The 23146-nt window shown below is 61.7% G+C and carries 24 protein-coding genes and 1 tRNA gene; 9 read left to right on the top strand and 16 right to left on the bottom strand.

Annotation, left to right across the window (positions count from 1 at the left end; translation table 11 throughout):
• Positions 1-25: 25 nt before the first annotated feature.
• Positions 26-2149, bottom strand: a complete 2124-nt coding sequence (locus tag I6I71_RS00985; RefSeq protein WP_201821579.1) for a S9 family peptidase — start codon at positions 2147-2149, stop codon at positions 26-28.
• Positions 2150-3040: a phosphoribosylaminoimidazolesuccinocarboxamide synthase gene (locus I6I71_RS00990; RefSeq protein ID WP_052206188.1), complete on the bottom strand. Its 891-nt coding sequence runs from the start codon at positions 3038-3040 to the stop codon at positions 2150-2152. It lies immediately after the preceding gene.
• A 52-nt stretch (positions 3041-3092) separates the two neighbouring features.
• Here I6I71_RS00990 and I6I71_RS00995 point away from each other — a divergent pair, with 52 nt between their 5' ends.
• Positions 3093-3617 carry a hypothetical protein gene (locus I6I71_RS00995; protein ID WP_201821581.1) on the top strand — a complete coding sequence of 175 codons (525 nt, stop codon included), beginning with the start codon at positions 3093-3095 and terminating at the stop codon, positions 3615-3617.
• 19 nt (positions 3618-3636) lie between these two features.
• Here the strand turns inward: I6I71_RS00995 and purB are convergent, their stop codons facing one another.
• Positions 3637-5010: an adenylosuccinate lyase gene (purB, locus tag I6I71_RS01000; RefSeq protein ID WP_201823099.1), complete on the bottom strand. Its 1374-nt coding sequence runs from the start codon at positions 5008-5010 to the stop codon at positions 3637-3639.
• Positions 5011-5066: 56 nt separating this feature from the next.
• A complete protein-coding gene (gene purD / locus I6I71_RS01005; protein WP_201821583.1) occupies positions 5067-6329 on the bottom strand; it encodes a phosphoribosylamine--glycine ligase in 1263 nt (420 codons plus the stop codon).
• A gap of 31 nt (positions 6330-6360) precedes the next feature.
• On the opposite strand from purD, the gene I6I71_RS01010 reads away from it, so the two are divergent.
• Entirely contained in the window at positions 6361-6771 is a 411-nt protein-coding gene (locus tag I6I71_RS01010; RefSeq protein ID WP_070494519.1) for an HIT family protein, read from the top strand.
• On the opposite strand, the gene I6I71_RS01015 is transcribed toward I6I71_RS01010, so the two are convergent.
• The 3 genes from I6I71_RS01015 to I6I71_RS01025 form a co-directional block, all read right to left on the bottom strand.
• Positions 6758-8143, bottom strand: coding sequence for a sensor histidine kinase (locus tag I6I71_RS01015; RefSeq protein ID WP_052206181.1), 1386 nt, complete (start codon positions 8141-8143; stop codon positions 6758-6760). The genes I6I71_RS01010 and I6I71_RS01015 overlap by 14 nt on opposite strands.
• A gap of 18 nt (positions 8144-8161) precedes the next feature.
• Positions 8162-8866, bottom strand: coding sequence for a response regulator transcription factor (locus I6I71_RS01020; protein ID WP_052206543.1), 705 nt, complete (start codon positions 8864-8866; stop codon positions 8162-8164).
• Between the two features lie 223 nt (positions 8867-9089).
• Positions 9090-9165, bottom strand: a tRNA-Thr gene (locus I6I71_RS01025).
• A 68-nt stretch (positions 9166-9233) separates the two neighbouring features.
• Between I6I71_RS01025 and thrE the strand changes: the two genes are divergently transcribed.
• The 3 genes from thrE to I6I71_RS01040 are packed head-to-tail and all read left to right on the top strand — an operon-like array spanning position 9234 to position 11532.
• Positions 9234-10688: a threonine/serine exporter ThrE gene (thrE, locus tag I6I71_RS01030; protein ID WP_201823101.1), complete on the top strand. Its 1455-nt coding sequence runs from the start codon at positions 9234-9236 to the stop codon at positions 10686-10688.
• Entirely contained in the window at positions 10688-11095 is a 408-nt protein-coding gene (locus I6I71_RS01035; protein WP_201821585.1) for a histone, read from the top strand. Before thrE ends, I6I71_RS01035 begins: the two co-directional genes overlap by 1 nt.
• A gap of 2 nt (positions 11096-11097) precedes the next feature.
• Complete coding sequence (locus tag I6I71_RS01040) at positions 11098-11532, top strand: META domain-containing protein (protein ID WP_052206176.1); 435 nt, start codon at positions 11098-11100, stop codon at positions 11530-11532.
• A 35-nt stretch (positions 11533-11567) separates the two neighbouring features.
• Here I6I71_RS01040 and I6I71_RS01045 read toward each other — a convergent pair whose 3' ends face one another.
• Positions 11568-12611: a LacI family DNA-binding transcriptional regulator gene (locus I6I71_RS01045; protein ID WP_201821587.1), complete on the bottom strand. Its 1044-nt coding sequence runs from the start codon at positions 12609-12611 to the stop codon at positions 11568-11570.
• On the opposite strand from I6I71_RS01045, the gene I6I71_RS01050 reads away from it, so the two are divergent.
• Positions 12610-13395, top strand: coding sequence for a CE1 family esterase (locus I6I71_RS01050; protein WP_101735048.1), 786 nt, complete (start codon positions 12610-12612; stop codon positions 13393-13395). The genes I6I71_RS01045 and I6I71_RS01050 overlap by 2 nt on opposite strands.
• Here I6I71_RS01050 and rlmB read toward each other — a convergent pair.
• From rlmB to I6I71_RS01080, 6 genes are all read right to left on the bottom strand, one after another.
• Positions 13358-14299, bottom strand: a complete 942-nt coding sequence (rlmB, locus tag I6I71_RS01055) for a 23S rRNA (guanosine(2251)-2'-O)-methyltransferase RlmB (protein WP_070494522.1) — start codon at positions 14297-14299, stop codon at positions 13358-13360. The genes I6I71_RS01050 and rlmB overlap by 38 nt on opposite strands.
• Entirely contained in the window at positions 14300-15652 is a 1353-nt protein-coding gene (cysS, locus tag I6I71_RS01060; RefSeq protein ID WP_201821589.1) for a cysteine--tRNA ligase, read from the bottom strand. It lies immediately after the preceding gene.
• A 5-nt stretch (positions 15653-15657) separates the two neighbouring features.
• On the bottom strand, positions 15658-16158 hold the full coding sequence (gene ispF, locus I6I71_RS01065) for a 2-C-methyl-D-erythritol 2,4-cyclodiphosphate synthase (RefSeq protein ID WP_201821591.1): 501 nt from the start codon (positions 16156-16158) through the stop codon (positions 15658-15660).
• Positions 16159-16169: 11 nt separating this feature from the next.
• A complete protein-coding gene (locus I6I71_RS01070) occupies positions 16170-17276 on the bottom strand; it encodes an HNH endonuclease signature motif containing protein (RefSeq protein ID WP_201821593.1) in 1107 nt (368 codons plus the stop codon).
• 114 nt (positions 17277-17390) lie between these two features.
• A complete protein-coding gene (gene ispD, locus I6I71_RS01075) occupies positions 17391-18092 on the bottom strand; it encodes a 2-C-methyl-D-erythritol 4-phosphate cytidylyltransferase (protein WP_414017441.1) in 702 nt (233 codons plus the stop codon).
• Complete coding sequence (locus tag I6I71_RS01080) at positions 18076-18660, bottom strand: CarD family transcriptional regulator (protein WP_070494527.1); 585 nt, start codon at positions 18658-18660, stop codon at positions 18076-18078. Before I6I71_RS01080 ends, ispD begins: the two co-directional genes overlap by 17 nt.
• 153 nt (positions 18661-18813) lie before the next feature.
• Here I6I71_RS01080 and I6I71_RS01085 point away from each other — a divergent pair, with 153 nt between their 5' ends.
• From I6I71_RS01085 to disA, 3 genes are read left to right on the top strand one after another with little or no spacing between them, the layout of a single operon-like run.
• A complete protein-coding gene (locus tag I6I71_RS01085) occupies positions 18814-19335 on the top strand; it encodes a hypothetical protein (RefSeq protein ID WP_236587339.1) in 522 nt (173 codons plus the stop codon).
• A gap of 26 nt (positions 19336-19361) precedes the next feature.
• Complete coding sequence (gene radA / locus I6I71_RS01090; RefSeq protein ID WP_101735044.1) at positions 19362-20747, top strand: DNA repair protein RadA; 1386 nt, start codon at positions 19362-19364, stop codon at positions 20745-20747.
• The gene (gene disA / locus I6I71_RS01095) at positions 20744-21781 is read left to right on the top strand and encodes a DNA integrity scanning diadenylate cyclase DisA (protein ID WP_201821598.1); all 1038 of its coding nucleotides are present in this window, start codon (positions 20744-20746) and stop codon (positions 21779-21781) included. The genes radA and disA overlap by 4 nt, the downstream gene beginning before the upstream one ends.
• Before the next feature lie 24 nt (positions 21782-21805).
• On the opposite strand, the gene I6I71_RS01100 is transcribed toward disA, so the two are convergent.
• The gene (locus tag I6I71_RS01100) at positions 21806-22531 is read right to left on the bottom strand and encodes a hypothetical protein (protein WP_201821600.1); all 726 of its coding nucleotides are present in this window, start codon (positions 22529-22531) and stop codon (positions 21806-21808) included.
• A 9-nt stretch (positions 22532-22540) separates the two neighbouring features.
• Complete coding sequence (locus I6I71_RS01105; RefSeq protein WP_201821602.1) at positions 22541-23143, bottom strand: carbonic anhydrase; 603 nt, start codon at positions 23141-23143, stop codon at positions 22541-22543.
• Positions 23144-23146 lie beyond the last annotated feature (3 nt).

The raw sequence follows: 23146 nt of genomic DNA on the forward strand, positions 1-23146 counted from the left end.
AGGTTTCCCACTTGCGCTCGCTATCTCAGCTAGCCAGATCACCCGTATCCACCGCACCCGCGGTCACCAGCATCCATGCGTACTCAAACGCGGTCTGCTTCCACTTTGCGTAGCGCCCAGACACACCACCGTGGCCGGCGGACATCTCCGTTTTCAGCAGGAACGGCCCGCCGCGGCCGACTTCGCGCAGTTTCGCTACCCACTTGGCGGGCTCGACGTACAGCACGCGGGTGTCATTCAGACTGGTCACCGCAAGAATTGGCGGGTACTGAACATCCCGGATGTTCTCATAGGGAGCGTACGTCGCCATGTAGTCGTACACCTCAGGGTCGTGGTACGGGTCGCCCCACTCCTCCCACTCCCCAACTGTCAGCGGCAGCTCGGGCTTCAGAATGGACGTCAGCGGGTCCACGAACGGCACGATCGCCTGGATGCCTGCGAATTTCTCCGGGGCCAGGTTCGCCACCGCACCCATGAGCAGGCCGCCTGCGGAACCGCCCTCAGCAACCATCTGCTCGTGCGTGGTTAAGCCCAGCTCAACCATCTTGTCCGCACACGCAATGAAGTCCGTGAACGTGTTGGTCTTGTGCAGCATTTTGCCGTTGTCGTACCACTGTCGGCCCATCTCGCCGCCGCCGCGCACGTGCGCGCACGCCCAGATCATGCCGCGGTCCAACAGGCTCAGCCGCGCAATGGAGAACCCTGGGTCCATGGAGGCTTCGTAGGAGCCATACCCGTACAGCAACAGCGGTGCGGCATCAGCGCTTGCTGCTTTACGACGCACCACCGACACCGGCACCTGCGCCCCATCCGGAGCCTGCGCCCACACGCGAAACGCCTCATAGTCATCCGCGTTGTAGCCGCCCTCAACCTCCTGCTCTTTGAGCAGGGTGAACTTACCGGTGGCCACCTCGTAGTCCAGAAGCTGCGAAGGCTGGGTGTACGAGGTGTAGATCACGCGCACCACGGGTGCGTCCCACTCCGGGTTGCCGGACAGCCCCACGGTGTAGAGCTCCTCACTGAACTCCAGCTCCTCGAACGCGCCGAAGCTCTCCCCCAGCGGCGCCACGGCCAGGCGTGAGATGCCGCCGCGGCGGTATTCCATGAACGCGAAATCGCGGTAGGTGTCCACGCCTTCGATGCGGATGGTGTCGCGGTGTGGGGTGATCACGTGGGCGTCGGCAAGCTTGGGAAGCTCCCCTGTGGGAACTAACGCCACGCAAAAGTTCGGTCCGTGCGCATTGTGGGTCACCACCCAATGCTCCTGGCCTGCGATTTCGGCGAAGTTCACGTTGTACTCAACACCGGATTCACGCGGCCACAACACCTGCGGGACGGCGGTCGGATCTGCCACCGGCACCACGCGATACTCCGTGGTCAGCGAGGAAGACGCGGCGATAAACAGGTAGCGCTCCGCGCGGTCTGCACCCACACCGACAGCAAAACGCTCGTCGTCTTCCTGGTAGACCAGCACGTCTTCTTCGGAGCTGCCCACCTGGTGGCGCCACACCTGGTACGGACGCCACGCCTCATCCGCACGGATGTAGAACAGGTAGTCTTCACCTGCCCAGGTCGCGCCGTAAAACACGTTCTCCAGCTGGTCTTCTAACAGCTCGCCGGTGTCAAGGTTTTTGATACGCAGCGTGAACCGCTCATCTCCCACCGTGTCCACGGAGTACGCCAAAAACCTGCCGCTGGTAGACACCGAGGATGCACCAAGCGCGAAAAACTCATGGCCCTGCGCAAGCTCGTTGCTGTCCAGCAGCACCTGCTCGCCAGGCATGTCGTCGGTAACCTCGGGCGGGGTCCACGGGTCGCCTTCAACCGGCACCCTGCAAGAAATGCCGTAGCTTTTGCCCTCCACCGTGCGGCCGTAGTACCACCAGTTACCTTGGCGACGCGGCACGGACATGTCCGTTTCCTTCACCCGCGACCTGATCTCCTCATAGACCTTCTCCGTCAGCGGAGCCAAGTTAGCGGTCATGGCCTCCGTGTAGGAGTTTTCCGCCTCCAAGTGCGCAATGACCTCGGGGGATTCCTTCTCACGCAGCCACTCGTAGTTATCTACAAACTCGCGGCCGTGGAAGGTGCGCGTGTACGGCTGCTTCGCAGCATGTGGTGGTTGGAGCCGTGCCTGGGAATCAGCCATTTACGCCCCCGGCCAATCCGCGAAACGCTTCCCACTGAGGCGCTCATAGGCCTCAATGTAGCGATCCCGAGTTGCCTCCACCACAGAACCCGGCAGCTCCGGCGGCTGCACGCCACTAGCCGGGTCCCAGTCCGCCTTCGGGCCGGTCAGCCAGTTGCGCACATACTGCTTGTCAAAGCTCGGCTGCACCTTACCCACTTCGTAGGAATCAGCGGGCCAGTAGCGCGAGGAATCCGGGGTCAGCACCTCATCGGCCAAGACAATCGTGCCGTCCGCGTCTAGGCCGAATTCCAGCTTGGTGTCCGCCAGGATGATGCCGTGCTCCGCCGCGTGCTCGGCGGCGGTGGTGTAGACCTGCAGCGTCAGATCACGAAGCTTCTCTGCAAGCTCCGCGCCCAGCTTGTTAGCCATGTACTCGAAGGTGACGTTCTCGTCGTGGTCACCCTGCTCCGCCTTGGTTGCGGGGGTGAAAATCGGCTCCGGCAGCTTTGAGGCCTCAACCAAACCCTCCGGCAGGGCAACGCCGCACACCTTGCCGCGGGCGTCGTATTCCTTCTTGCCGGAGCCGGTGAGAAAGCCGCGGGCCACGCACTCGAAGGGCACCATGTCCAGCTTCTTCACCACCATCGCACGCCCCAGAACACTCTCCGGGATGCGGGGGTCCTCCACGCCGCCAACCAGGTGGTTCGGCACGCCTTCAAGCAGGTCAAAGAAGAACATCGACGTGGCTGTAAGGATGCGTCCCTTGTCCGGGATCGCTGGCTCCAGCGAAAAGTCAAAGGCTGAAATGCGGTCAGACGCCACCATCAGCAGCGTTTGGTCATCTACTTCATAGATCTCGCGTACTTTACCGCCAGAAATATGCTTGTAATCAGAAAGATCTGCGGGCATGCGTCACAGTGTATGCCCTTGGGCAGGTTTTCACGGTGGTAGGCTCCCGCTCATGAGATTGCGCAGGTGGGCGGTTGGAGCCTTTTGCTTATCGACGCTCACGCTAACCTCCTGCACACCCCCTCCCCCATATGCCGAATCCATCGGGGAGACGGGGGCAGAAACCCAAACTCGCTCCTTCGGCAAAAGCGCCGAGGTGGTGACGCGTGATGTGCGCTATGGGGTGCCGGTGGTGTGGAACGTGGACGTCGCAAAGCCAAAGCTCAAAGCCGCAACCCCCACCTTCCCCGAGGTGTTGTGCTTTGCGGTGACCATGACGCCTCAGGAAATCGGCGACTACCCAGTGGACGTCACGGTGGCAGTGCCGAATTTTAGCGCCGTGGCTGGTGATCTAGAGGCGAACTATCTTGACGACGCCTCCATCTGCGGCCCCCAAACCCCACCCCACGGCTACACCGGCGAGCTAGAGGTGGGCACCCCGTTTGAGTTCTACGTGGCCAGCTGGGACGGCCTATACGGCATTCCAGCGACCGGAGTCCGCCTGCGCACGGCGACGCAGACGGTGACCTGGGAGTAACTGCCGGAGTAGCTTGCGGCTACAGGATGTCGCCCGGGCGGTACTGGGCGGCCTCCGGGTGGGCGTCCACAACCTGCTGGATATGCGCCAACACGCGATCCACCTGGGACTCCGCCGCGCCGATGAATGCGTGGCGGTCCGCCAGCGCCGCCTCCAGGTCCTCCTGAGTCAGCGGCAGACGCTCGTCCTTGGCAAGGCGCTCCACCAGGTTCTGCTCCGCGCCACGCTCACGCATATCCAGCGCCATGGCAACCGCGTTTTCCTTGATGACCTCGTGGGCCGTCTCACGGCCAACGCCCGCGCGGACACTGGCCATCAGGATGCGGGTGGTTGCTAGGAACGGCAGGTAGCGGTCCAGCTCGCGGCCAATCATCGCCGGGAATGCACCGAACTCATCGAGCACGGTAAGCATGGTCTCCAACTGGCCGTCGATGGCAAAGAAGGCATCCGGCAGCGCCACGCGGCGCACCACGGAGCAGAACACGTCGCCCTCATTCCACTGCTGGCCAGCCAAGTCAGCCACCATGGTGAGATAACCGCGCAGGATCACCTGGAAACCACCAACACGCTCGCAGGAACGGGCGTTCATCTTGTGCGGCATCGCGGAAGAACCAACCTGGCCTTCCTTGAAGCCCTCGGTTACCGTCTCATTGCCGGCCATCAGGCGGATCGTGGTGGCCAGGCTCGACGGTCCAGCGCCCAACTGCACCAGCGCAGAGACCACGTCAAAGTCCAAGGAACGCGGGTAGACCTGGCCCACCGAATCAAAGACACGCTCAAAGCCCAAACCCTCAGCAATGCCCTGCTCAAGCTGGGCCAGCTTCGCCTCATCCCCACCCAAAAGATCCAGCATGTCCTGGGCGGTACCCATCGGGCCCTTAATGCCACGCAGGGCGTAGCGGCCCAGAAGCTCCTCAATGCGCTCAATGGCCACCAGAATCTCATCAGCCGCGGACGCGAAGCGCTTGCCCAGCGTCGTGGCTTGCGCCGCCACGTTATGGGAACGGCCAGCCATAACCAACGACTTGTACTCACCCGCACGGTTGCCCACTGCCTTCAGCAGCGCCACCGCCTTATCACGCGTCAGCTCCAGTGAGCGGTACAGCTGCAGCTGCTCCACGTTCTCCGTCAGATCGCGCGAGGTCATCCCCTTGTGGATCTCCTCGAAACCGGCCAGCGCATTGAACTCCTCAATACGCGCCTTCACATCATGGCGGGTGATCTTCTCACGAGCCGCAATGGAATCCAGATCCACCTGGTCAATCACGCGCTCATACGCCTCGATCGCACCCTCGGCGACCTCCACACCCAAAGCTTCCTGCGCACGCAACACAGCAATCCACAGCTGGCGCTCCAGGATGATCTTATGCTCAGGCGCCCACAGCGTCGCCATCTCCGGCGAGGCGTAGCGGTTACTCAAAACATTGGCGTTATTCGGTTTCACGGCACTCACTTTAGGGTGATCCTTCCATCAATAGCGGGACGAGCAATGTCACGACGGTAATGCGCACCATCCAGGTTGATCGCGTCAATAACCTCGTAGGCGTTGGCAACAGCGGCCTCAAGCGTCTCGCCCTGGCCTAGGGCGTTGAGCACGCGACCACCCGTGGCCACCAGCTGGCCGTCAGTATCTCTGCCGGTACCTGCGTGCAGCACGCGGGTCGGATCATCCAGGCCCTCGCCAGTGATCACGCCGCCGGTTTTCGGCTGCGCCGGGTAGCCCTGCGCCGCCAACACCACAGTCGCGGCGTAGCCGGGCTTCCATTGCAGGGGTGGGAGTTCACGCAGACGTCCACAAGCAACTGCCCAAAGCGGCTCCAACAGCGGGGTCTCCAGCAAGCTGAGCACCGGCTGGGTCTCCGGATCACCGAAACGAGCATTGAACTCCACTACCGACGGCCCCTCGGCACCCCACGCCGCACCCACATAGAGCAGGCCGCTATACGGGATGCCGCGCTTGACCATCTCAGCTGCAACCGGCTTAGCAACCTCATCAACGATGCGCTCCACCCCGCCTTCCGGCAGCCACGGCAGCGGGCAGTACGCGCCCATGCCACCGGTATTCGGGCCTTCATCGTTGTCATAAGCACGCTTATGATCCTGCGCAGGCAGAAGCGGCACAACCGTCTCACCATCCACCAGGCAGAACAGACTGACCTCCGGGCCGTCCAAGAAAGACTCCATCAGCACCGGGTTGCCCGCCGCAATCACCGCCTGTGCGTGGGCCTTCGCCTCCTCGCGATCATGCGTCACCACAACGCCCTTGCCACCAGCAAGACCATCGTCCTTAACCACGTAAGGCGCGCCAAACGCATCAAGCGCGGCATCAATCTCATCCTCCACCGTCACACGACGCGCCTGCGCAGTACGCACACCAGCCGCCGCCATGACGTCCTTTGCAAACGCCTTCGACCCCTCAAGCTGAGCCGCCTGTTTCGTCGGCCCAAAGGCAGGAATTCCCGCCGCCACCAGAGCGTCTACCGCCCCGGCAACCAGCGGGATCTCTGGACCGATAACTACCAATTCAGCGTTGATCTCTTTCGCCAACGCCACGATGTCCTCTGGGTTTTTCACGTCAACGTCACGAACCGTGGCTAAAGACGCCATCCCGGCGTTGCCCGGCGCGACAGTAAGTTCAACGGAACTGTCTTTGGCTAAACCTGCAAGCAGGGCGTGTTCACGGCCGCCCGAACCGATGACAAGGATGCGCATACAGACAAATTTACAGGTAGCTTGGGCAAGCATGAGCACCGTATTCAGCAAGATCATTGCCGGCGAGATTCCCGGCCGCTTTGTTTACCGCGACGAGACCGTCGTCGCCTTCCTCACCATCGAGCCGATTGCGTACGGCCACACGCTGGTCGTGCCGGTTGAAGAGGTGGATAAGTGGACCGACCTCTCCCCGGAGGTTTGGGCTCACCTTAACGACGTCGCGCAGAAAGTCGGCCAAGCCGTCCTCGAAGTATGCGGCAGTGAGCGCGCCGGCTACCTGATTGCCGGCTTTGAGGTTCCGCATACCCACATCCACGTCTTCCCTGCCAATGACATGAGCGGCTACAACCTGGCTAACGTCATGGCCGCAGACGCCACGGACCCCTCCAAGATGGACGAGGTTGCCGAAGCGCTGAGGCAGGCAATTGCTAAGCAGGCTTAGCAGCTGGCATTGGCAGCGAAATAGTAAATGTTGAACCCTCGCCCGGCGCGGTTTTCACGCTGATCGTGCCGTCGTGCTGCTCTATCAGTGACTTGGTAATGGCAAGGCCCAGACCTGAGCCGCCGCCGGTGCCGCGCGTGCGCGAGGTGTCCGCGCGGTAGAAGCGGTCAAAGATGTGCGCCGCATCCTTCGGATCCATGCCGATGCCGTTGTCTGCAATATCTATAGACACCCGGTCTAGGTACTCCCTGAGCGTCACGGTGACTTCCGCGTCTGGGCCGGCGTGCTTGAACGCGTTAGTGATCAGGTTGGTCAACACCTGGTAGAGACGGTCCGGGTCGCCGTTGACCACAGGCGGGCGGCTGCAATCGTGGTTGATACGCAACACACGATCCGGAAACGCCGCGCCTAGCGAGCTTGCCACCGAGGCGGTCAGCTCCAGCATGTCTACCTCACGCTTGTTCAGGCGCGCTCCCTCTGCACGGGTGAGCGCCAACAGGTCTTCCACCAGCAGCTGCATGCGGGCGGATTCCTCGTCGATCTTGCGGATCACCATGTCCGCGTCCGGCGCCATACCCTTGTTGTACAGCTCTGCGAACCCGCGCACGCTGGTCAGCGGAGTACGCAGTTCATGCGACGCATCACCGACGAAGCGGCGCATCTGTTCCTCTTTCGCTTCTGCTTCCTTCACGGATTCCTGCAGCTGCGACACCATGGTGTTCATGGCGTAAGAGAGCTTGCCAACCTCAGTCTCACGGGACCAGCGGGGGACGCGGCGTGACTGCTCGCCTGCTGCAATCGCCAGTGCGGTGGATTCGACCACCCGCAACGGCTTCAGCGCCCGATCCACCTGGCTGCGAGCCACATAGACAATGCCCAACATGGCCAACGCACCAATCGCGGTCTCAGCAATTGCAAGCGCTGTCAGCGTTCTGCGCTCCTGGTCCAACTTCTTGGCCACGAACTTCACAGTGCCGTCCGGCTCCTGGCGTTTCATGGCACGCCATTGCCGGTTGAAGTCTGCACCGTCTTGGGAGCCAATGGTCTGTCCCTTGTTGAAGCTGCGCAGCTGCGTGTAGTCCGGCGGCGTCGCACTATAGGCCGGCTCCCACAAATGCGTGTAGCCAGGAAACAGCATCCCCTGGTGGAAATCGCTCGGCGCACCATAGGACGGCAGCCATGCGGTTTGGCCGACCCAGGTATCCAAACCGTCTTCGAGCTGATCGTCCGCACGCTGGTACAGCAGCGAACGCATCAGCAGGTAGACCGTGACAAAGCTGAGCAGCATCGCCAGCAAGGACACGGCCACAACCACCGTCACCAGCTTCTTCTGAAGCGGGGTGTTCTGGCCGTAAGACTTGGAAAGAATCATTGACTGCGTCGTGGCGTGTTACTGGCGCGGGGTGCGCAGCACGTAGCCGACACCACGCACGGTGTGGATCAGCTGCTGTTCGCCTTGGTCTACTTTGCGACGCAAGTACGAAATATACGACTCCACCACATTGCCATCGCCACCGAAGTCGTAGTGCCACACGTTGTCCAAAATCTTCGCCTTGGACACCACAACCTCCGCATTCAGCATGAGGTAGCGCAGCAGGTTGAACTCAGTCGGAGAAAGGTCCACGATCTTGCCAGCCTTGGTCACCTCATGCGTCTCATCGTTGAGCGTCAGGTCCGCATAACGCAGGGTGCCGTCGCCCTTCTCATCCTCCATCACGTTTCCGCGACGCAAAATCACACGCAGGCGAGTAATAACCTCCTCCAAGGAGAACGGCTTGGTCACATAGTCATCCGCACCAATGGTCAGGCCGTGGATACGATCCTCCACGGCGTCCTTCGCGGTGAGGAATAGCACCGGCGCATCCAACCCCTCAGCGCGCAGCGTGGTCAAGAGCTCGAAGCCATCCATCCCCGGCATCATCACGTCCAGGATGTACGCATCCGGCTTAAAGGAACGCGCCAACTCAAGCGCCTCCTGACCTGACGTCACGCTCTCAACCTCAAAACCCTGAAACTTCAGGGACACAGTCAAAAGCTCAACAATGTTCGGCTCATCATCAACAACAAGCACCTTTACAGCCGGATTCTCAGCCATGTGTGGGGTCATCTCCTCTTTGTTTCTGCTTGGGTTCGCGTTTGGGTTTTGTTTGGGTAACTGCTCAAACGCGTATCTCACAGATATCTAACACCCACAGACTGTACGTTTCCTGAACGTTTACTGCATGCGCAACAGGAAGTTCCGCGATGTTCAGTTGGAGTGCTCAACCCCCAGCACCCCCAACGACCCCACCCCAGACACACCCGCCCCAAAAAAGAAATGGAGCTGGAGACGAGACTTGAACTCGCAACCTACGGTTTACAAGACCGTTGCGCTACCGATTGCGCCACTCCAGCAATGGGAGACAGCCTACAGAACGAAACCGGAAATTGTTACATCGGCTAGGGTTTGACGGGTGAAATCAATGTGGGACATGCTGCGCGGCTCGCGGCAACGCGTGGCCACAATTGACGCTGCACGAACTTCTCCGCCGCCGAGTGTGCTGGCACCTGTCGTCCTGACGGATCCGACGCAGGTCGCTGCTGTGATGACTATCGCGGCCCGCATCGGGGAGATTCTGATTGCGAACGGCACGACGTCCTCGGACGCGATTGCCCAGATCCGTACCGTGACCTCCTCGTATGGCCTTCACTACTGCCACGTGGATATTACGGTGAATACGATCACGATGAATACGGTGATCGTCGGTAAGGAGAAGCGAACCCCGGTCACCGTCTTCCGTGTGGTGACCATGATGAGTGAGAACTACCACAAGCTGCAGGAAGCTGACCGGCTAATCCGCTCCATCCGTGCCGGCGCGACGCGGCCCGAGATGGCCGAGAAGATCTTGGACGACATTGATCACTCGCCCATCCCATACCGCAACACCCGCTTCCTCGCTGGCTGGTTTGTCATGGGCGCGGCCGTTGCCATCCTGCTTGGCGGCGACTGGCTGATGTCACTGATCGGCGGCATCACCGCGTTTCTGATCATGGGGTTCAACAAAGTCCTGTCCAGAAACTCGCTGCCATACTTCTTCCACTGCGTCATCGGCGGCTTCCTAGCCACCATCCCCGCGGCGGTGTTTTATGACTTCTCGGCACACATCGGCCACACCATCGTGCCCAGCCAGGTCATCGCCTCGGGCATCGTGGTGTTGCTTGCTGGTTTGACGCTGGTGCAGTCGCTTCTCGACGGCATAACGGGCTCCCCCGTCACCGCCTCCGCCCGCTTCTTCCAAACAGTCCTTTTCACCGGGGGCATTGTCGCCGGCGTGGCCATGGGGCTCTACTTTTCAAATCTGGTGGGCGTGAGCCTGCCGCCAATTGAGACGATGCTGGGCAAGCCGTCTTTGGATTCCGTGGTGTGGCGCATCCTCGGTGGCGCCACGGCAGCCGGCGCGTTTGCCGTGACCTGCTTCGCGGAAAAACCCGCGGTATTTTTGTCATTCCTCACCGCGGGCGCAGGTTCCGCAATGTACTACCTGTTCCTGCTGCCGCTTGGCACTGGGCGTTTCATTGCAACCACTGCCTGCGCCATCGTCATCGGCCTCGCCGGCGGTTTGATTGCTCGCCGCTACCTGATCAGCCCGGTGATCACCGCCGTTGCCGGTGTGACCCCATTCTTGCCGGGCTCGGGCATCTACCGCGGCATGTACGCGGTGATGAACGAGCAAATGGTTGTCGGCCTGACTAACATCTTCATGGCAATCGCCACCTGCATGGCTCTGGCCGGCGGTGTAGTCTTCGGCGAATGGATCGCCCGCAAGCTGCGCGCACCGCAAACATATCTGCCATATCGTGCACTGAAGCGCGTTGGGCGGATGACCTTCGGTAGCATGGCCGGAGTATCTCGTAAACGTCCAAGGAGGAATCCCTAGTGCCACCGAAGATCACGGACTCGCGGCCCGCACCCGATGCTGTTCTTGAGATGGAGGAGCAGACCGCAGCAGGCGCACGTCGGATCGTGGCCACCTACGCGGAGGACTTCTTCGACGGCGTGACCCTCATGTCCATGCTTGGCGTGGAGCCGAAGGGCTTTGTGTACAAGCGCTACGCAGAGCAGCTTGAAGCGGAAGCGGCCGAGGCCGAGGCAGCAAAACCTGCCAAGAAGACCACGAAGAAGGCAGCAAAGAAGGCCGCGAAGAAGACAGCCAAGAAGACGACAAAGAAGACCACCAAGAAGACTGCGAAGAAGGCCGCTAAGAAGGCGACCAAGAAAACCACCAAGAAGACGGTGAAGAAGGCAGCCAAGAAGGCTGCAAAGAAGACGACCACCACCGAGTAGTCATGGCGCGTGCGCTTTACGCCCTTGCGGCTGCCGCGGCGCTCACGCTGAGCGCATGCGGCGCCAAGGAGGACATCTGGCAGGTCACTGCGGTCTACACCGATCCTTCGGTCCCGGGTGACCTGCCGCCGGACGCCCACGGCTCCGCCAACTTCTCCCTGTCCGGCAACACAGTGCACGGCACCACCCCCTGCGCTCTCGTCACCGCCCAGGTCACGCTGGAAGATGAGCAGTTGACCATCGATAGCATCGACATGCGGCCACGCACCGACGTCGACTGCATCGGCGGCCGCCTCTACACACACGAGCAGCTCGCTTCCCTTTTGGAGCCTGGTTTGCTTTTCGACGTCAACGTCCACCCCAACTCCCGCCTCTCCCTAGTGAAAGTCGACCCGGACGTTGTGGACGCCCCCATCATCACCCTGCGCAAGCTCTAACTCTGGGTCTTTCACGCTAGGTCTCTCACGTTGGGTCAGTCCGTGCGTGGGGGTGTGATGGTGGCGCCGGGGATGAATTCGGTATCCAGAAGCACGCGGGTAGAAATCCCGGAAGAGCTCCCAGTAGAACTCGGCGAATCTCCGGCGAGGAGATCGCTGAGAAGGGTGGCGGTGGTGGTGCCTTTGAGGTGGTTGGGTTGGCGTACCGTCGATAAGCTGCGAAGCTCTGCTGCCTCAATGCCATCGAACCCGGTGACTGAGAGATCATGGGGCACGCGGTCACCGTAGGCAGCGAGGACGCCGAGTGCCATGGAATCCGTGGTGCACAACACGGCGGTGAGGTCCGGGTGGCGGGCGAGCAGTTCGCGGGCACCATCGGCGGCGGAGTCAATGTCGTTGAGGTGGCGGGTGACCACGGGGACGTTGCCCAGCACGGCGCGTGCTCCTTCGACGCGGGCGCGCTGTACCTCCAGGTCTGCCAGAGTAACGTCAGCAACCTCCCCGTTGAACGGCGTGGAGAACATGCGCTTAGCCAAAATGCCCACGCGCGTGTGCCCGGCAGCCTTCAGCGCATGGGCTGCGGACTGGATCGCCGTGTAGTCATCGATGCCAACAAACGGGGCGTCGACCTGTTTCGGCTGGTCACACACAACAAGTGGCAGGCCGCGGGCGATGGCTTGCTGCAGCTGGGGGTCGTGTTCGGGGACGGAGTAGACCACGATGCCGTCCACAATCGCATCATGCACGCTCGCACACGCGGGGATCAGGGTCAGCGAGTAGTTCTTGATGGAAGACAACCCGGCGAGGAAATCCACAGACGCGCGGTCCTCGAAGGCGAAACTGAGCTCTTCCGTCAGCACCACCCCAACGGCCCCGGTCTTTTGCGTGCGCAAGGAACGCGCCATGGGGTCGGGGCCTGCGTAGCCTTGGGCTTTCGCGGCAGCCAGGATTCGTTCGCGCAGCGCCTCTGAAAGCTGGTCTGGGTTGTTGAAGGCGTTGGACACTGTGGTGCGTGAAACGCCTAGTTCTGCGGCCAGTGAAGCAAGAGACGGCATGCAGCCGATAGTATCGCGTGCCATGCGGCATTCCATGGACTACGGCGGGCTTGAGCGCACTTGGATTCAAATCGACGGCGACCCGGGCACGGCGATCATGTTTTTGCACGGTTCGCGCCAGTCGGCGTCGGTGGTGCGTAACTTTACTAACCGCCAGTTCGAGGGCCTCGGCCCGACGGTGGTGTACCCGGATGGCTACCACCATCATTTCAACGATCTTCGGGTCGGGTTTCAGGAGCGTGCCCGCCGCGACAACATCGATGACGTGGGTTTTCTCACCGCGCTGGCTGGCCGCTTCGACCGGGTTATCGCCTGCGGGTTTTCCAATGGTGGGCAGATGGTGCTCAGGCTTCTGTGGGAGTCACCAATCACCTTCGAGGCAGCAGCGTTATTTGGGGCTTCTTTGCCTATCGACGCCAACGTCATCGAACTCTCCGCCCCCTTCACCCCCACCCCGCTGCTGATTGTCCAGGGCACCGAGGACCCGCTCGTGCCTTACCAGGGCGGTATGTCTGGCATTGGCAACGCGAATCGCGGGGAGACAATGTCCGCCATGGATTCCGCAAGGCGCCTGGCGCGCTACAACGGTGCCGAAACGCAGCACACCCACACGCAGCATGACGGGTACACGGAAGACACCTGGAACGCCCCGGGCGCCCAGCCGGTGAGGTTGGTGTCGGTGGCGGGGGTGGGGCATCTCGTGCCCGTCGATAAGCAACTAGACCCTCGGTTGGGACCGGGGACCGACAAGGTGACCGGGGCGCAGCTGCTTACGCGTTTCCTCGACGCTGCCGGGCAAACTCACTGAGCACCACGCCTGCAGCAACCGAGGCGTTGAGGGATTCCACCCACGGCGCCATAGGCACGGACATGATCACGTCACAATTCTCACGCACCAGGCGCGAGATGCCCTTGCCCTCGCTGCCAACCACGATGACCACGGGGTCCGTGCCGCCGTCGAACGTATCCAGGGTGTGCTCCCCGCCTGCGTCAAGGCCCACGACCATGTAGCCGTTGTCCTTGAACTGCTTGATGGTGCGCGTCAGGTTGGTCTCACGAGCCACCGGAAGGCGCGCCGCAGTACCGGCGGAGGTACGCCACGCAACACCCGTGACCTGCGCGGAGCGACGCTCCGGGATCACCACACCGTGGCCACCAAACGCCGCCGTGGAACGAATCACAGCACCCAGGTTGCGCGGGTCCGTGATGTTGTCGAGCACGACGAACATGCCGGTCTCGCCACGCTCCTTCACGCTAGCGATCAGGTCAAAGACGTCCGCGTACTTGTACGGCTGAATCTTCAAGCCCACGCCCTGGTGCATGCCGTTGCCGGTCATGTCATCCAGCTGCTGGCGCGGCACCTCATGCACCGGGATGCCACGGGAGTTTGCCAAGGTCACAGCTTCGCTCAGACGGTCATCGTGGCCGGTGCCAAACGCCACGTAGAGGGCCTCTGCAGGCACCTTGGCGTGCAGGCACTCCACCACCGGGTTGCGGCCAACCACCAGGTCAGCCTGCTCCTTTTCGTGACGACCCTGATTCCGACGCTGCTGCTCCAACTTCCGCTTGTGCGCCGCGTGGTACACGCGGTCCTCCGCCTTGGGCGTGGCACCTTTGCCGCGCAGCCCGCGGCGGATCTGCCCGCCAGAGCCTTTTGTTGCGCCCTTCTTGTTTTTCTTCTGCTTATCGGGGCGGCCGTACGGTTTCGCCATTTACTTCATCTCCCATTTCGGTCCCTCGGGGGTGTCCGTGACCTCGATGCCAGCCGCTGCCAGCCTGTCACGCACTGCGTCCGCCTCGGCCCAGTCCTTATTCGCGCGCGCCGTTGCACGTCGCTCAAGCTCCGCGCCCACCAGCACGTCGAGTGCCTTGGTGCTGTCACCCGCAGCGTCTTCACGCCACTGGCCTGGGTCGATGCCCAGCACTGCCGCCATCGCACGCACCTGCGCCGCCACGGCGGTGACCGCCTCAACGTCTTTTGCTTTGTTGCCTTCGCGCACGGTGTTGTGGATCTCCGCCAGCGCGCGCGGCACCGCGAAATCATCGCACATCGCGGCCGCAAACGCATCGGTCCAGGTTGTCGGCTCAGGGTAGCCTGCGCGCTTCACAAACTCCTCAATGCGCTTGTAGCCCGCGGCCGCCTCCTGGAGTGCCTCCGGCGAGTACTCCAGCACGCTGCGGTAGTGCGCGGAGCCCAGGTAGTAGCGCAGCTCCACCGGGCGCACCGGCATGGCGTCCAGGGAGAGCACGTTGCCCAAAGACTTGGACATTTTCTCGCCTGCCATGGTCACCCAGTGGTTGTGCATCCAGAAGTTGGCAAAGCCATCGCCCGCCGCGTGCGACTGGGCCTGCTCGTTCTCGTGGTGCGGGAACTGCAGGTCAAGCCCGCCGCCGTGGATGTCAAACTCCGGACCCAGGTACCAGGTGGACATCGCTGAGCACTCCAAGTGCCAGCCGGGCCGCCCGTCGCCCCAGGGGGTTGGCCAGTGCGGCTCGCCCGGCTTGGCTGCTTTCCACAGGGCGAAGTCCAGGGCATTTTGCTTATCGACGCCCCCCTCACCCCTCAAATCCTCCACCCTATTACCCGAAACCGAACCGTAGTCCCCACCGGCCTCGACCCAAGCGTTGACGTCGAAATAGACCGAGCCCTTGGAGGCGTAGGCAAAGCCCTTGTCAATCAAGCGCTGCATGTAATCGACCATCTGCGTCACATGCCCGGTGGCGCGCGGCTCCGTACTCGGCGGCATCACGCCAAGCGCGTTATAGGCGCGGGTGAACTCGCGCTCATAGGTGGACACCCACTCCCACCAGGGCCGGTTGTTTTCGGCGGCTTTGTTCAAAATCTTGTCATCAATATCGGTGACGTTGCGGACAAACGCCACGTCATAGCCGTTGGCCAAAAACCAGCGGCGCACGATGTCAAACGCCACACTAGAGCGCAAATGCCCAATATGGGGGGCCGATTGCGGGGTGGCTCCGCACACGTACATGGAGACGTGGCCGGGCTTGAGCGGCTCAAAATCTCGAAGCGTTTTGGTGGCAGTGTCAAAAATCTTTTGTTGCACGTTTCTTACCCTACTTTGACCAGCGCCGTCGCAATCGCAGCGCGCCCCTCACCGGAGCCAGTAAAACCCATGTGGTCCGTAGTGGTCGCGGACACCGACACCGGCGCACCCAACGCCTCACTCAACACCTGCTGGCACTCCTCGCGCACCGCCGACATCTTGGGGGTCTGCGCGATCAGTTGGGCGGAGGCGTTGATGATGGTGACGCCTTTGGCGTCGCAAAGCAACTTGAGCTCCTGCAACAACTGCACACCGCGCACACCGTCATACTCCGGACGACCGACGCCAACAAACGAGCCAAGGTCGCCCAAGCCTGCGGCCGAGAGCACCGCGTCCACGATGGCGTGGCTGACTACGTCGCCATCAGAATGGCCCTCACAGCCGTCCTGATCAGGGTGAAAAATGCCAGCGATCCAGCACTCTTTGCCCGGCTGGATCTGGTGGGCATCAAAAGCAGTACCAACGCGGAGGGTGGAAAGCGGGTTCGAGGTCTGGGAGGATTCCATGACCCCCGATCCTAGTTGGCGTGGACGACCACCTTCGCCGGGTCATGGTTGAACAGGGAGCGCATCCCGCCGAAGGGGTGCAGCGTGTTCGCCCGGGCGAACCCGCGCGGAGAGACCCACACCGGTGCCCCGCCGCGCATCTCAATGTGGCCGCGGCGAACCACATGCACGTCATCGTCATTGACACGATTGTGATACCGGCACAGGGGCGCCAGGTTGCTCACATTGGTCTCGCCGCCGTTCTTCCACGCTTCAATGTGGTGGATCTCGCACTGGTCCGCGCCACGGCGGCAGTCCGGACTGGTGCAGATCGGCTGCGTGGCCCGCGCCATGTCGCGCTGCTTCGCGTTGGCGAACCGCTCCAGACGGTACTGGTTCACCGCGCCTTCCGTCGGGTGGAAGGCCACCGCCTCCAATTCGTTGTCCCGGTTGGCGGTGTGGGCGGTGAGGAAGTCGGCGCCGGTCATGGTGGTGCCATCAGTAAGCCCGAGCACAACGTCATCGCCCTCGCCACGGATAATGCGCACCCACTCTGGCAACGGGATGAGCAACTGCGGCCGCGGAACAGCATGCGGCACTCCCCCGCCGCTGCGTATAAGCGCAAGGAAATGCTCAAGTAATTGCTCCGCAAGAGGCAAATCTGGGTCCACCTTCTGCAACAACGCGTGCTCCAAGTCGGCGACATCACGCTCATCTGCCCAGAACATCACCCGACGCCGACCATGACGCGACGCCGAAATCGTCATCTTCTTCTCCGGCGCCTTGTCCACACTGGGCAGAATCTTCCTGACCAGCGCGAGCAGCGCCTTGTACGTACCGCGCACGGAGAGCATAGTCAGCCGCAGCTTGTTGCGCGTCCGGTTGTTCTTAATCTGCCTGAGCTTCTTCTCAATGTGGATGAGCTTGTCCAGGCTCACCCCCTGCACACGAGCCTTCTCCCGCGCCTGTCGTTGCTTCGACGGCGACGTCGTCGGACCGTAATACGCGTCATGCACGAGCTTCCAGTTATTCGCAGTTGTCTGCGACATCCCGGCATCCAACGCGGCTTCGCGGTCAAACCCTTCCAACATTTCTATTGCGCCCCCCGAAAGGGCCTCGATCACATTTTTAAAGTTCATGCCCCAAAGATATTGACCAAAAGTGCCCTTCTACAAGGGTTTTTGAGATTTCCCACAGTTCCCAAATTTATGGAACCGAACAGGGTTTGAGGCAGTCTAAATAAGGATGGGGCTTTATGATTCCGCCTCATCAGTAATGCGCTGTGCCAGCATAAAGTCGACCGGAGTGGTGATCTTGAAGGCCAGCGAATCACCCTCAACGGTGGCTACGGGGATGCCGAACCACTCCATCAACGAGGCATCATCAGTAGCCACAAAATCCTGCGCACCCGCAAAGTAGGCCTTGTTCGCCTCGCGCAAGGTGCGCAAGTCAAAACCCTGCGGCGTTTGCACCGCGCGCAGGCGAGCACGATCGGGCGTGGATTCCACGAACCCGTTGTCCACCACCTTGATAGTGTCCGCCACCGGCACAACCGGGATCACGGCTTGAGCACCGTCCTCAACGGCAGCTGCGACACGCGCGATCATCGCCGGCGGTGTCAGTGCGCGGGCGGCGTCGTGGATGAGCACCGTAGCGTCGTCAAGCGGGATGCTCTGCAACGCATTCCACACGGAGTTCGCACGCTCGGCACCACCGTGGACAAACGTCACATCGTGGCCCTGCAGCAAGCGCGCGGCAGGCGACTCCATCTCCGGAGACACCACAACGTACACAGCATCCACTACCCCCGATTGCACCATCGCGCTTACAGAGCGCTCAAGCAAACTGCGGCCGCGAAGCTCCACATACGCCTTCGGCAACGCAGCCCCCAGACGAGTGCCTTGGCCGGCCGCCGCCACAATGGCGATAACTGAGGGCTTAGTCCTCATCCTCATCGTCGAAGCTCAGATCATCCAGATCCAGATCCTCATCATCCACAGCATTCGGATCCTCGCTGATGCCGGCCTTCACCTGCTCCTCGATGATCTTGGCAATGCCGGACTCCATCTCCTCGACCTTCTTCTCATCCACCGGCTCAGCCAGCGCAAGCTCACCCACCAAAATCTGGCGAGCCTTGCCCAACATGCGCTTCTCACCAGCAGACAAACCCTTGCCCTGGTCACGGCGCCACAGGTCACGCACAACCTCCGCAACCTTGTTAATGTCACCCGACGCCAAACGCTCCTGGTTAGCCTTATAACGGCGAGACCAGTTGCCAGCCTCCTCAACGTCGGTTTCACGCAACACCGAAAAAACGCGCTGCAGGCCCTCTTCATTGACCACGTCACGCACGCCGACAAGCTCAGTGTTCTTGATCGGCACACGGACCTCAAGGTCGGACTGAAGGATCTGCAACACCAGGTAGTCGAGGGTTTCCCCACCGATCTCACGCTGTTCAATATCTGCGATCTTTGCGGCACCATGGTGCGGGTACACCACAACTTCCCCGACCTTGAACTCCATACGTCACTCCTTAGTGGCTCAATTGCCCCACAAGACTACCACTGGGAAAGTTAGAAATAACTGGCAGCGGAGACTAGAGTTAATCCCATTGTCATTGCGTTGGTTATTGTCTTGCGCGAAAGAATATCCAGAAAGATTATGGAGGCACTCCCCGTGAAGTCCTTGAAGCCGGTTGCTGCAATCGCTTGCGCTATGGTCCTGGCTGGCTGCTCTGCAGGTCAGATCACCCAGACCGCCGACCAGGTCGCTGCTGTTGATGGCGCCACCGCATTCACCGAAGACGGCGCAGTGTCCGTCCAGGATGTCACCCTGATCCTCACCGAGGATGGCCAGGCTGCACTGAAGTTTGTGGCAACCAACCAGGACACCTCCATGAAGGACCACACCCTGCAGTCCGTAAGCGTTGCCGGCACCCCGGTCAACCTGGGCGTATCCAAGCCGGTGACCTACAACTGCACCCTGGTCTCTGACTCCGCTGAAGGCCTCAACCGCATCCCGCAGTCTGATGATCCGTGCATCCAGTACGTGCCAAACACCGTTGTGAACAAGGACTTCGCGTTCGCAGGCAACGTCCCGGTTTCCTTCACCTTTGACAATTCGACCGTTGAGGTGGACGCGACCGTGTCCGCACCGAACCTGGTGTCCGGCCAGGAAGACCGCGACTTCTCCAAGTAAGCACGCAAAAGGCAAAGTAGAAACACTTGGCCAAAAAGGCGCGGGTAATCCACACCTGCTCTGAATGCGGGTACTCCTCCCCCAAATGGTTGGGGAGGTGCCCCGAATGTGGATCTTGGGGGACGCTGCAGGAGGAAACTCTTGTCAGCACAGGTAGTGCCGCGAAAAGCGGCATCGGGGGTAACGTCAGCGTGACCGCAGGGGCACTGACCCCTGCCACTCCGGCACGCCCAATCACCAAAGTCGCGGCCGACGCCGCACACGCAGTGCCTTCCGGCATCGGTGAGCTTGACCGCGTACTTGGCAACGGCGTGGTTCCCGGCTCCGTTATTTTGCTTGCCGGTGAGCCTGGCGTGGGTAAATCCACGTTGTTGTTGGAGGTGGCGTCGAGGTGGGCGTCGATAGGCAAAAAGGCTCTTTATGTCACGGCGGAGGAGTCAGCTGGGCAAGTGCGGGGGCGCGCGGGGCGAACCGGCGCGCTGCAGGACACGCTGTTTCTGGCCGCTGAATCCAACCTGGATACGGTGTTTGGGCACGTCAAAGAGGTCAAACCCAGCCTGCTGATCGTAGATTCGGTGCAGACCATGCACGCATCCGGTGTGGAAGGCGTTGCTGGCGGTGTGGCGCAGTCGCGCGCTGTGACGGCCGCGCTGACCACGCTGGCCAAGACCACGAACCTGCCGGTGCTACTGGTGGGACATGTGACCAAAGACGGCAACGTAGCCGGCCCCCGGGTGCTTGAGCACCTCGTGGATGTGGTGCTGAACTTTGAAGGCGACCGACAGTCCAGCCTGCGCATGCTCCGCGGGCTGAAGAACCGCTTCGGCGCCACCGATGAGGTTGGCTGTTTCGAGCAGACCGCGGACGGTATCCGTGAAGTGTCGGATCCGTCGGGGCTGTTTTTGAGCCACCGCGGCCAAACCCCGGACGGCTCGGCAGTAACCGTGGCCATGGATGGTGTGCGCCCCATGCTGGCTGAGGTGCAGGCCTTGACGGTAGACCCGGTAAATAAGTCTCCACGCCGCGTGGTCACGGGCCTAGACGGCAACCGCGTGCCCATGGTGCTTGCTGTGCTGCAGGCGCGCTGTGGGGAGCGCACCAACGATAAGGACGCCTACGTAGCCACTGTGGGTGGCGTGCGCATTACGGAAACGGCAACTGACCTGGCGGTGGCGCTGGCCACGTGGTCCTCACTGCACGAAAAACCACTCCCGGAAAAGACGGTGGTGGTGGGCGAAGTTGGCCTTGCAGGCGAGTTGCGCCGGGTGCCTAACCTTGCCCGTCGCCTGCAGGAGGCCGCGCGCCTGGGCTACACGCGTGCGATCGTGCCCGCCGGCGAGAAGGTAAGCGTGAAGGGTATGCGCGTCCAGCAAGTATCCACGGTGGCCGAGGCGATAAGGTTGCTTGCGTGACACTGCGTGAAATCTTGGCCAAGCTCTCCCCCGGCACTCCGCTTCGCGACGGCTTGGAGCGCATCCAACGCGGCCGCAGCGGCGGCCTGATTGTGCTGGGAGATACCCCAGAGGTAACCAAGATTTGCGACGGCGGCGTAACCTTCGACGCCCCCTTCTCCCCCACCTTGTTACGCGAGCTTTCCAAAATGGACGGCGCGGTAATCCTATCTGCCGACGGCTCACGAATCACGCGTGCAAACGTCCAACTTGTGCCCTCGCCGGAGTATTTGACGGTTGAGTCCGGCACCCGCCACCGCGCCGCCGAACGCACCGCCCTGCAGACCGGTGTTCCGGTGGTCAGTGTGTCCGCATCCATGAACACGGTGACGTTGTACCACGACGGAACCCGCCACCGCCTGGAGGAATCCGCCGTGCTGATCGCACGCGCAAACCAGGCGCTTTCCACCATTGAGCGCTACCGGCAACGCCTTGACATGGCTAACCAGCGCCTGTTCGTCGCAGAGATGAACGGCTACGCCACCGTGGGAGATGTAGTGGGCACGCTGCAGCGCCAGATGATGTTGGAGCGCGCCGCCATGGACCTGGATCTGACCATTGTGGAGCTTGGCTCAGACGCCCGCCAGCTGATCCTGCAGCTGACCGAGCTTGAAGGTTCCAACGCCACTGACATTGAGATGTTGGTGCGCGACTACATCGCCGCCGACACGGTGCCAACCGATGAGCAGGTCGCCCACGCCGTGCACGCGCTCGAAGCGCTTCCGGACGCTGAGCTTTTGCACAGCTCTGCACTCGCCCGCCAACTTGGGCTTCCCGCTTCCGAGGAAAACCTCATGCAGTCAGTGGTACCGCGCGGCTACCGCGCGCTTTCGCGCGTACCGCGTGTGCAGAAGTTCCTCATGGATCACATTGTTTCGGCCTTCGGCGAACTGCCGACGATTGTCAACGCCACGCCCGAGGAGCTCGCCAGCGCCGACCACGTCTCCGGCCTGTGGGCGCGCCACATCGCCGAGGGCCTGCGCCGCATTAGTTAACGCCGCATTAGCTAGCGTTTCGCGTTACGCCGTGAAGTTGAACGGCGCGGCGTCCGAAGCATTGTCGCCGATCACCGCGTGCAGGTAGTAAGAGCCCGCCGGTACTGTCTTACGGTCGGTGCATGCGCCCGGCGCGGATGCAGTGCCGGACCAAACGGCCTGGTACGGGCGCTTCTCGCCAGCCGGGAAGGTCTCCTGGCCAACCACGATGGAGGCGTAGCAGTCAGTATCGCTCCACACGCGGGCGTTGGTGGCCATGTCGTAGACTTCGAAGCGCATGTCGCCGTCGTTAAGGTCGAGCACGCAGTCGGTGTCGGTGGGGTTTTCCACTTCCATGAAGATCTTCGGCGAATCGCCCACCTTAAACGACGGGAACTCCGTCAGTGCGGTGATGCGCAGGTCAGACAGCTCGCAGAAGCCTTTCGCGATGGGCTCTTCGCTTGCCGACGCCTCCGCGCCCTCCCCCTCCGTCTCCTCCTTGGTTGCCGCAGTCGTGACCCCGGTGGTGGATTCGGTGGTGGAATCGACATCCTCTGGGGCAGGTACCGTCGGCTCGGTCACAGGTGTGACACTCGGGGTGGAGTCAGTGGTGGACACCGCAGCGTCAGAGCCGTCGCCGGAGTTGTTTCCGGACTTCGCTACCGCGCTTAAACCCCAGACCACTAGGACAACAAGGATCAAAAGAACGACAAGCGCACCGACCCTGCGGCGCACATAGATCTCGTCTGGGAGCGGGCGCTGGTTTGTCATGCCCTCACTCTAGTTCGCGAAATGCTCCCAGACGGTCTCGACGCGGCCGCAGTCAAGCAGGTAGCGAGCCGCCACCACACCCGTCCCCTCTTTGTTAATGGATGGGATGCGCTCCACCAGGTGCTGTGCGGTGATCTTCGCGTGGGTTTCTTCGATCTTCTCGCGGGAGTTCTCGCCCGCCGCACGTGCGGCCAGGACGGACGGCGCGATCTTTTCCATAAACACGCGGGTCAAACCGTGCGGTGCATGCTCTGGGTCCTCCACCGAACCGATCGCGGCACCGATAGCGCCACACGACTCGTGCGTGAGCGCGACGACCAGTGGTACGCCAAGGCCCTCTACGGCGTACTCCACACTCGCCGAAACTGCCGCGTCCACGCAACCGCCTGCGGTGCGGATGACAAACAGATCCCCGAAGCCGGCATCAAACAGCAGCTCGACCGGCACACGGGAGTCGCTACACGCCACGATCGCAGCGACCGGGTTTTGCCCTTCGACGATCTCTGCGCGGCGGCGCGGATCCCTGTGTGGCGTTGTCGCCGAATCTGTAGCGAAGCGCTCGTTGCCTTCCAGAAGGCTGTTCCAAACCTGACGTGGGGAAGAATGTTCCATAGT

Source organism: Corynebacterium riegelii (assembly GCF_016728505.1).
GTDB lineage: Bacteria > Actinomycetota > Actinomycetes > Mycobacteriales > Mycobacteriaceae > Corynebacterium > Corynebacterium riegelii.

Coding starts and splice junctions, on each gene's coding strand:
- I6I71_RS00985 (WP_201821579.1), bottom strand. CDS start 2,149: ATGGCTGATTCCCAGGCACGGCTCCAACCACCACATGCTGCGAAGCAG.
- I6I71_RS00990 (WP_052206188.1), bottom strand. CDS start 3,040: ATGCCCGCAGATCTTTCTGATTACAAGCATATTTCTGGCGGTAAAGTA.
- I6I71_RS00995 (WP_201821581.1), top strand. CDS start 3,093: ATGAGATTGCGCAGGTGGGCGGTTGGAGCCTTTTGCTTATCGACGCTC.
- purB (WP_201823099.1), bottom strand. CDS start 5,010: ATGGCGACGCTGTGGGCGCCTGAGCATAAGATCATCCTGGAGCGCCAG.
- purD (WP_201821583.1), bottom strand. CDS start 6,329: ATGCGCATCCTTGTCATCGGTTCGGGCGGCCGTGAACACGCCCTGCTT.
- I6I71_RS01010 (WP_070494519.1), top strand. CDS start 6,361: ATGAGCACCGTATTCAGCAAGATCATTGCCGGCGAGATTCCCGGCCGC.
- I6I71_RS01015 (WP_052206181.1), bottom strand. CDS start 8,143: ATGATTCTTTCCAAGTCTTACGGCCAGAACACCCCGCTTCAGAAGAAG.
- I6I71_RS01020 (WP_052206543.1), bottom strand. CDS start 8,866: ATGGCTGAGAATCCGGCTGTAAAGGTGCTTGTTGTTGATGATGAGCCG.
- thrE (WP_201823101.1), top strand. CDS start 9,234: ATGTGGGACATGCTGCGCGGCTCGCGGCAACGCGTGGCCACAATTGAC.
- I6I71_RS01040 (WP_052206176.1), top strand. CDS start 11,098: ATGGCGCGTGCGCTTTACGCCCTTGCGGCTGCCGCGGCGCTCACGCTG.
- I6I71_RS01050 (WP_101735048.1), top strand. CDS start 12,610: ATGCGGCATTCCATGGACTACGGCGGGCTTGAGCGCACTTGGATTCAA.
- I6I71_RS01045 (WP_201821587.1), bottom strand. CDS start 12,611: ATGGCACGCGATACTATCGGCTGCATGCCGTCTCTTGCTTCACTGGCC.
- rlmB (WP_070494522.1), bottom strand. CDS start 14,299: ATGGCGAAACCGTACGGCCGCCCCGATAAGCAGAAGAAAAACAAGAAG.
- ispF (WP_201821591.1), bottom strand. CDS start 16,158: ATGGAATCCTCCCAGACCTCGAACCCGCTTTCCACCCTCCGCGTTGGT.
- I6I71_RS01070 (WP_201821593.1), bottom strand. CDS start 17,276: ATGAACTTTAAAAATGTGATCGAGGCCCTTTCGGGGGGCGCAATAGAA.
- ispD (WP_414017441.1), bottom strand. CDS start 18,092: ATGAGGATGAGGACTAAGCCCTCAGTTATCGCCATTGTGGCGGCGGCC.
- I6I71_RS01080 (WP_070494527.1), bottom strand. CDS start 18,660: ATGGAGTTCAAGGTCGGGGAAGTTGTGGTGTACCCGCACCATGGTGCC.
- I6I71_RS01100 (WP_201821600.1), bottom strand. CDS start 22,531: ATGACAAACCAGCGCCCGCTCCCAGACGAGATCTATGTGCGCCGCAGG.
- I6I71_RS01105 (WP_201821602.1), bottom strand. CDS start 23,143: ATGGAACATTCTTCCCCACGTCAGGTTTGGAACAGCCTTCTGGAAGGC.